At 39.1% G+C, this 8867-nt stretch carries 10 protein-coding genes; all 10 read left to right on the top strand.

Features of this window, described 5'->3' with window-relative positions:
* Window positions 1-165 precede the first annotated feature (165 nt).
* The 10 genes from LI091_RS17850 to LI091_RS17805 all read left to right on the top strand — a co-directional run bounded on the left by LI091_RS17850 (window position 166) and on the right by LI091_RS17805 (window position 8366).
* Window positions 166-1854, top strand: a complete 1689-nt coding sequence (locus LI091_RS17850) for a leucine-rich repeat domain-containing protein (RefSeq protein ID WP_265191421.1) — start codon at window positions 166-168, stop codon at window positions 1852-1854.
* A gap of 99 nt (window positions 1855-1953) precedes the next feature.
* Window positions 1954-2529: a hypothetical protein gene (locus tag LI091_RS17845; protein ID WP_173734588.1), complete on the top strand. Its 576-nt coding sequence runs from the start codon at window positions 1954-1956 to the stop codon at window positions 2527-2529.
* Between the two features lie 110 nt (window positions 2530-2639).
* Window positions 2640-3059 (top strand): hypothetical protein, encoded by a 420-nt coding sequence (locus LI091_RS17840; RefSeq protein ID WP_173734589.1) that lies wholly within the window; start codon window positions 2640-2642, stop codon window positions 3057-3059.
* A gap of 115 nt (window positions 3060-3174) precedes the next feature.
* A complete protein-coding gene (locus LI091_RS17835) occupies window positions 3175-3426 on the top strand; it encodes a hypothetical protein (RefSeq protein WP_173734590.1) in 252 nt (83 codons plus the stop codon).
* Window positions 3426-3884, top strand: a complete 459-nt coding sequence (locus tag LI091_RS17830) for a Panacea domain-containing protein (protein WP_173734591.1) — start codon at window positions 3426-3428, stop codon at window positions 3882-3884. The genes LI091_RS17835 and LI091_RS17830 overlap by 1 nt, the downstream gene beginning before the upstream one ends.
* A 45-nt stretch (window positions 3885-3929) precedes the next feature.
* Complete coding sequence (locus LI091_RS17825; protein WP_173734592.1) at window positions 3930-4124, top strand: hypothetical protein; 195 nt, start codon at window positions 3930-3932, stop codon at window positions 4122-4124.
* A gap of 3 nt (window positions 4125-4127) precedes the next feature.
* Window positions 4128-4385 (top strand): hypothetical protein, encoded by a 258-nt coding sequence (locus LI091_RS17820; protein ID WP_173734593.1) that lies wholly within the window; start codon window positions 4128-4130, stop codon window positions 4383-4385.
* A 17-nt stretch (window positions 4386-4402) separates the two neighbouring features.
* On the top strand, window positions 4403-4585 hold the full coding sequence (locus LI091_RS17815) for a hypothetical protein (RefSeq protein WP_173734594.1): 183 nt from the start codon (window positions 4403-4405) through the stop codon (window positions 4583-4585).
* A gap of 97 nt (window positions 4586-4682) precedes the next feature.
* Window positions 4683-6440: a leucine-rich repeat domain-containing protein gene (locus LI091_RS17810; RefSeq protein WP_173734595.1), complete on the top strand. Its 1758-nt coding sequence runs from the start codon at window positions 4683-4685 to the stop codon at window positions 6438-6440.
* Between the two features lie 96 nt (window positions 6441-6536).
* The gene (locus LI091_RS17805; protein WP_173734596.1) at window positions 6537-8366 is read left to right on the top strand and encodes a leucine-rich repeat domain-containing protein; all 1830 of its coding nucleotides are present in this window, start codon (window positions 6537-6539) and stop codon (window positions 8364-8366) included.
* Window positions 8367-8867 lie beyond the last annotated feature (501 nt).

Raw genomic sequence — 8867 nt, 5'->3', positions numbered from 1 at the left:
GGGCCCAGGCTCCGCACATCAGATGCTCGGTAATTTAATTGCCGAGTAGTTCACTTCTGAAACTTAATACAAAGAACAAAGAAAGGAATTAAAAAAATGGATAAAAAAATTGTTTTGCAGGATGGAGTGACTTTTTCTTATGATAATGATGGCGTCGTTCGGGATATGAGTATCCTTGATGGAGTTGAAGAAGTAGAATTATATATGGATGTTGCAATGGAGGATACGCGAAAATGTTTTCCGGACGTAAAAAAACTTATCGTAGGGAGTGGTGTCTCGATGATTGATATCCCAAATAGTCTATTTCCAAATGTAAGGTCTGTGGAATCAATGAGCACATGTTTTCAGTCTGGTCCATATCTTGTCCGAAAATTTGATTTAAAGAATACTTTTTATCGCGATGAAAATGACGTAATTGACCTGAAGAACGTCTATACCATTTCAGCATATGCTTTTAATGGCTGCAAAAGTCTGAAGATTAAAAATACAGATGCTCTTTCAAGTTGTATGTCTTATATGTCTATCAACAAAAACATTTTTGCTGGTTCTGGTCTGATGGCACAGCCATTCGTTAATGGTGTGAAAATGGCTGGAAATATTGTAATTGCAATAGACGAAACTGCAGATGAAATCGTAGTACCAGATGAAAATGGCAATAGAATTATCTTTCTTTACGGTATTCCGTTACATAAAATAAAGAAGATGGTGATACATAGTGAACATACATTATCCTGTATATGCTATGAAAGCGGACTGCCTCAGAATGTAGTGTTTAAAACAAATGAATATGTGATTCCAGGAGATATTGTGGATTTAGCACATAAATCCAGCGGGGCATCATATGTACATCACTTCTCAATAGAGTCACCAGATTATAAAGAAGTTGACGGTGTAATTTATACGTCGGACATGCAATCCTTGATAAGCTGTTCTATTGACGTAGACGATGTGACTATTCCGGAAGGGGTCACACAGATTGCTTGCCATGCATTTTTCAAGTCGCATCTGAAGTCAGTGAGGATTCCGGACTCATTAAGCGATATACAGAGAGGTGCGTTTGAAGACTGCAAGATGTTAGAAAAGGTTGACTTCGGAAAAGGGCTTACGGACATTGGGGTTGACGTATTTCGAGGATGCAAAAGTCTGAAATCTGTTGTTCTGCCACCGCAGATAAAACTAATCGAGCAAAATGCCTTTATGAATTCCGGTCTGGAGTCAATAGTATTAAACAATGGTCTGGAAGGTATCAATACTTGTGCTTTTTCTGGTACTGATATTAAAAGGCTGTGTCTGCCTGAATCAATAAAAAATGTTGAGACATGGTTTGTGAATGATACCATAGAATCTGTGAGTTCGCCGATACTCCACAGAAACATCGTTTCCTCTATCTCAGTCAAAGGGTATTACAGTAAAGTAACAGACTCATATGTAAAACTAGAGATTTCCGGAAAATATGCCTATCTGCCAAAATGCATCAAACCTGGTATGTATAGAGAAATGCAGTCAAGGGTCGAAGCATTTTTCACGGACCCGACTACGGAATCTTGTACGTTCTGGGATTGCGCTTATTCTGCAAAAGGGAAAGAGAATCTGGCTTTTTGGGAATATAAAGAATTTAATGATGCATACGCAAAGGCCTATATCAAAAAGAACTCAAAAAGATTCATAAAAAGACTGCTGGATGAAGGAGATGAAGAGAGAGCTGTTGATTTTCTGAAAACGGGCTTCGTTTCCAAAGTCACATTAAAAACACTGCTTCCGATAGCAAAAGAAAAAGAGCAGACGACAGTACAGTCATACATCTTGGAACAGATGAACTCAAAAGGAATCGCAAAAGAAAATCTTTATCTGTAACACAGATAGCAGCAGGCGAAAGCCTGCTGCTTCTTTTTTTTGCTGTGCAAAAATCCTGCATATTGCAAACGAAAATAAAAAAAGAGAGGAGCAAAAAAAATGGACAAAAATAAATGCTTAAACGGATGGGCATTTCGCTGGGCGGAGAAACAGGCGCAGAAAGGAAATATGAGCGTTCAGATGCGTGCTTTTTGCATAATGTTGGTAGAAATATACTCTATTTATACCAAAATAAGGCTTTCTCTGAAAATCGCGAGATTGGACCGTAAGGTGTACAAGATAGAAAAACGACAGGCAAAACTGGCTAAAAGAGACGAAAAACTGAAAGAAAAAAATGCAAAAGCAGAAAGTCAGCCGGATAATGTCGAATGCCAGTTTACGTCAGATGTGGATTTGCAAAAAAATCGGATGCTATTTACCTGGTGCAACAGGGCATTTATTGCTTTGGCCTTATATATACCGTTTTGTGAGGCCTTTGGGTTCACCCTTGGGAATCTCAGGTTTTGCATCATTAAATGTCTCTATTTTGTGTATGCCGTTCTGGTACTGATGTTCCCGCTGTGTGTAAGTAAAGAGACCGAAGAAAAAGATAAGATGTTTTATATTCTGGAAATCGGGGTTGGGCTTCTGTTTATTTCTTTGGAACTTGCAGTTGCATTGTTTTTTGCAATGTGAGTAAGACGTTGGCCGGCAAATGCTGGCCTTTTCTTTTTGGACTGAAATTCGACATACTTCTTGTAGACGAAAAAAATATGATAAGAAAATAAGAAAGAAAGGAATAAAAAATGACAAAAGAAAAACAAAACAATATTCCAAAAGCGAAATATCCATGGGTTTGGGAATGCGAAAGCCGTACACTTATTTTTGGAGAACTGGCGATTGCTGCATTTCTGGCTTTTTTGCTAACTTCAGCACATGCTGCTCTGATACAAATGGAAGTATGCGTAGTACTTCTTCCGATTGTAATACATTTGCTGATGCGTGCTATGACGTTTGCCGGGCTGTATATCATTCTCCGGATAAAGACAACACCCGATGAGTTTTTGGTATATTGCAATCTTACAAGCAATGACGGTAAGAAGAGAATGATGGCCGCTGGTGTTAATGCCGATTTCATAGATAAGACAGACAAAAAACTGACGGATGTGATTGAACGGCATCCTTTCTTTTCCATTGCTGACCGCAGGGTATTTCAGTATACCTGAAAATTAAATTCTGGATAAGACAGACAAGACCGGCAGATGTCGCCGGTCTTTTTTTTGTATAGCTGCTAAATCCGGCATATTACATGTATAAAATCAAAAAGAAAGGAGCAAAAAAATGCTGAAAGAAAAAACGATGTGTGTAGGGGATTTGGTAAGCAATCGGGAATTTGATGTTAATTGCAACTTCGACATCTACTATTGCACAAAACCAGGGGCAGACTGGACTGATGGCGCAAAACGTATCTTTTCTACAATCGAAAATGGATGGGTTGAACCTCCCGATGACGTTTTAAAAATGGCAATCCGGTATGTAACATTAGACTTCAGCCGACATACGATTGTTGTGGAAGCGGGGAGGGCGTCTTAATGTATGATGTTTTGGATGTTGCAAAATATGTTTTGTATTATGCAAGAAAGCATGACTACGGAATGTCGGTCCTGCAATTAATGAAGATTTTGTATTTTGTGCAGGCACAGTTTCTGGTAAGCAAAAAGAAGCGTGCTTTTCCGGATGATATCGTTGCTTTGGACTGGGGACCAATGGAAAGAAAAGTCTGGGCAAAATATGGCGTCTATGGAAACGCCAATATCCCAGTGCTTTTAGGCGCGAATTTCGCAGAAGAAGAAAAAATATATACAAATGCTGTTGCAAAGATATATGCGGAAGACGCATGGCTGATTGGCGTCATTGTAGATTTGTTGCTTGGATATAACAATACCGTTCTACTGGATGTGATTCGTAAGCAGACACCATTTAAAAATGCCAGGAAGAATTTTCCTGGGTTCGAAATTTCAGATAAAGATATGGTTGATTTTTTCTCGTAAGAAATCCGGCATATTGATTCTGCGCAGAAGAAGGAGTGATGCGACATGTGCAGAAAAATAAACGATAGGGAATTTCAGGTGCAGGACGATATTAACCAGGTCAACAAACTGCTGGCAAGCGAATTACGAAGAAGTGACTACCTGAATCTTCAGAGCATTTCGGCTTTGTCTTTGGCAAAGATTGCATACGAAATGGAAAAATTAAATGCAATAAATGCAGAAAAAGAAAGTGAGGAATGATGTATGACAACATACGAAAAATTTTGCAGAGAGGCGTATAATCTGCTTAAGAAAAATATAAAAGCAGATAATGGTGTTCCATCTGAAGAGGTTGAGAAATTCCTAAAAAAGGAGCCTCACGATTCTGAGTTCTATTTTTATTGCGGAGTAGCAGCGTCAAATGTCGTTAACGATATCTCTCACAAGAACGGAAGCAGCAGATTTTGGGACGATGATGTGGTAAACGACCTGGTGCTGTTCAAACTTCTTATCGGAATGTAATGGAAGGAGGCGCGTATATGGTATTAGCAGAAGAAAAAGAAGTGGTCTACGCACCAGAAAAATGTTATTTCGATGGTAATTGGACAAAAAAGTCTGAGATAGACGTGAGAAATCAAACAATAAGAACAACCAGAAGAGAGCTGGAAGAGACAGTGGGGATTCCGTATTGTACGAGAATTGATTACAACATGGAGTTTTGAACTAGCGGGCGTTTGCCCGCTTTTTTTCTGCTCGCAATTCCGCATATTGTATGTGTAGAAGAAAAATAAGCAATGGATAAAGAAAGGAAATATAAGTATGAAAACAGTAATAAAAAAAGAGCATGCGGAATTATTTGATGTTGAAGACAAAGACGGCTACACGCTCGCAAAAAACGGCGTGAAGTATTATATTTCACTTCAGAAACATCTATTTGTATGCACAGATATTGACGTTCCTGAGGATGTTGTCGAAGTAGCGTTTTCATCACCGGCAACAATTAAGATTGACCGTGGGATTAATAAATCATTCCCGAATGTGAAAACACTGATTATTGATTCCAATGTTGACGAGATATCAATTCCAAATGAATTGTTCCCAAATGTGATAGAAGTTATATCATATAATGACAACTATTTTTCAGGTCCTGCATTGATACATATAAATGAGTTTTGGGGAGACACTGCTTTATACAACTCATTTTGCTTGCGTGAGGATGCAACTCTTGACCTCTCACGAGTAGAACAAATCAATGATTATGCACTCTCTGGATGTATGACGAAGCAGATTATATGGTGCCGTTCAGCGCTACATATTCGCCCACATGCATTTGATGGCTCTGTCTTTGATAATATACAGCCACAAGATGGAGTTGTGGTTGCCGGCAATATTCTTGTAGATATTGACCATGATGCACAGGAAATAGAAATTCCGAGTTGTGTGTATAATATGGATTATTCACGCGTCCAACTGGCTACAGTACCAAAACTCATCATAAATAACATTGATGGTATGCGAGGTATTGATTTATATGGGCTATCAGGAATCGTGCGATTTACAAAACAATCAGATTTGTATGGTGATGAAGTACCATTCTGGCGAAAAGACACATTTAAAAATACATACAGGATTGAAGTGGATACAGATAGTCAAAGATATAAGAGTGTTGACGGGATTTTATATTCAAAGGATGGAAAAAGTCTGCTCAAGTGTCCCACAAAAAGAACGGGCAAGGTGATTATACCAAATGGAGTGACTGAAATCCATGCATGCGCATTCGAAGGCTCTGAAGTAGAATCTGTTACATTTCCAGATTCATTAAAAATAATTGGAAGTTATGCTTTTCGAAATTGTTTATACCTGAAAAACGTAGATTTTGGAAATGGTATTACTCAAATCGGAGACTCTAACGAAAAGGACATTAGGAGTTTTGGTTATTTATTTGAGGCTTGTGAAAATTTAAAAAGTGTAAGCATTCCTGAACAGGTTGAAATAATTGGCTATGCGGCTTTTAGTAAATCTGGGATTGAAACCGTCGAACTACCCGCAGGCATAAAAAAGATTTGTGAATGTGCTTTTGACAGGTGCAATATCAGGAGAATATCACTACCAGCAGCTGTGGAACTAGGTAGCGACGCTATATCGGAAGTGTCAGAAATCCATGTAGAAGACGGAGAGCATTTACCACACGGGATTATACAGAGTATGTCAAAATATAACGGACTTGCAAAATATATTACTCCGGATTCTAGTCTAGTCGTAAAGATAACACAAGGCAATAAGACTACATATATACCAAAGGATTTCTCTGGGATGCATACGACCATAGATACGGATAATCCATCTATGGATGACTTGCTCACATTTTTTCATAAAAATCATGTCAGAATTCTTAGGTTTCTGGTAAGAAGTAATGCAGCAAAAGATTTTTGTAATGCATTAAGCATTTCAGACTGTTCAAATGAAGAATTACTACGACTTTTAAGTGTAACGAATGATAAAAGCACGGTGATTCGGGCGTACATATTAGACGCATTATCCGAAAAAGAAGAAAAGAATGAAAAATTAAAGCTGTAAGTAAAGCAGCAGGCCAAAGGCCTGCTGCTTTTTCTTTTTCTTGTTTCTCTGCATATTATTTTTGTATTTATAAACACAATAAAGAAAGGAAAAAATATGAGCGAAAAATACAAAAAAGTATACAAAAATGGAACCACTTATCATATGTCAGAAACCGGCGCATGCAGGGATATTGATGTGGAAGACTGGGTAGAAGAGGTATCGTTTGGAGAGGATGTCACTAAGATATGGTTGAGAAAAAACAGCAAAAAAAGATTTGAAAATGTAAAACGAATCCATATCGGAAAGAATGTCTATTCTATAGAAATGCCAAATACTGTATTTCCAAATGTCCGTGAGGTAACATCAGACAGGGAAAGTTTCCCTGCCGGACGCATGCTGACGGAAAGAATATCTATCGGAAAAATTGACCTTAACAAGACAACTCTTCTGAACGCTTTTTGCCTAAAACCTGAGGAGCCATTGGATTTATCAGGAATTTGGGGAATCCGCACTGGGGCTTTGGTAGGCTGTTGCTCTGAGAAGGTTATTAACAGCGAACAGATTGAAATGGTCAAAAAGTCAGACTTTCTGAATGAATCCAATATCTGTATTGAGGATAGGACCGCAACTTGCGGAGTAAAAATGGCAGGAAGCATTGTAGTTGATATTAGCGACAGCAAAGATTATGTAATACCTGAAGATGCAACGTTAATCGCAACAAATGTGACGTTCCCGAAGGGAAGTGTAATTGATGTGCGATGCAGCAATGAATCGTTTTTCCGGTCACAACGCTTGAGGTCATATAATAGCTTCAGTCTGTTTTTGAATGGAGAGGGTCACTTTGATAAAGAAGAATTTGCATGTCTTCGCAGAAATCATGTTGAGCTTGGCCTGCAAAATGAGGAATATGTCAAAGTCGGAGATATCATATATTCAAAAGATATGACAGAACTGCTCCATTGCGATTATACTTCAAACGGGAACTGCGAAACAGCAGGAAAAATCATGATTCCGGATACAGTCAAAATAATAGCTGAAAGTGCTTTTGAGAACTGCAGTGAAATTACAGAAATAGTTATTCCTGATTCCGTGGCAGAAGTAGGACGTTATGCTTTCCGTTTCTGCGACGGAGTGGAAAAGATGACGCTGGGAAAGCACATCAAATATTTAGGGCATGAATGTTTTGAGTATATGAAATCACTGACTGAACTGGATATCCCGGGCAGTGTGACACGTGTTGAGCCTATATGTAGTGGTTGTACCGATTTAGAGAATATCAAAATCAATGAAGGAGTACAATCTGTGGATTTCTCAAATCCGTGGAATCACATACGTCCTGATGTTCTGGAAATACCTTCTACCATCAAGGCGTTTGCTAAAAGGAGCCTTATTGGAATGCATACCGTTGTGTTGCATACAAATGAAATCCCGAAAGATTTACTGGCAGCCATGCATGATTACGATGCGCCTGCAGCGAATGGTAAATATAAATATAACTATGCACACGAAAAAGCCATAATAAGTGAAGCTCTGTGCATAAAAACGCCACGGCGAAGGATTTACATTCCGGCTGAGGCCACAGATAGGAACTTTGACATCATGAACGACTTGTTGAATCGATACGGAGTATATGCACCGGCAAACTTCTTCCAGTATTGCAGGACAACACGCCAGAAGCTGCCACTCGCATTCATGGAATGGCAGGATGTGCATGAAACGCAAACCCAGAACTACATAAGAAGAAACCGAAAAAGGTTAATACAGGACCTGATTGAAGAAAATATGGAAGACGGACTAGTTATGGCATTAAAAGATGGAATCTTTCAGGCAAATGAGATTAAGGATTACTACGACATGATTGAAAATACCGATATGCAGATTGCAAAGGCGTATGCGCTGGATATGACAGGTGAAAACAGTAAGAAAAATGTATTCAGGCTTTAGAAAAATGAGCACCCGAAAAATAAGGGTGCTCATTTTTTGTGGGCTTTGAGGAATTTTATCAATGAAATCTGGTACCGCTGGTGCCGAATCCGGCAAGGCCGGGGAGGCGTCATTTTTAATCTCTGCACTCAGCCTTACGGCTTCGCTTGACATTTGCTGCGCAAATTGGTACCGAGCCGATACGGCGAGGCGTCAACGCGTAGCCATTGCACCCCAAATCTGCTTGTCTTTTTGGTAAATCAGATTTACAGAATGTATGTTTTCATCGTCTTCTAGCATATACTCGCAAATATATTCGGCATAAGTTACTGCGTTGGCAATGCATTTCGCGGAAACCCGGATTGGCTTTTCTCCTGGAAAGAACTGGACATATATAGGAATCATCTTTCCATTTGTAGTGAACTACTCGGCAATTAAATTACTGAGCATCTGATGTGCGGAGCCTGGGCCCCGTAGATTCAGGGTGGGTCCATACCACCACTACTGTTTTTTACACAGCTA

The sequence above is a fragment of the Blautia sp. MSK20_18 genome (genome assembly GCF_020553125.1).
In the GTDB taxonomy this organism is placed as follows: domain Bacteria; phylum Bacillota; class Clostridia; order Lachnospirales; family Lachnospiraceae; genus Blautia_A; species Blautia_A fusiformis.
Note: the sequence above shows the minus strand (reverse complement) of the source record. Positions and strands in the feature narration are given on the sequence as shown.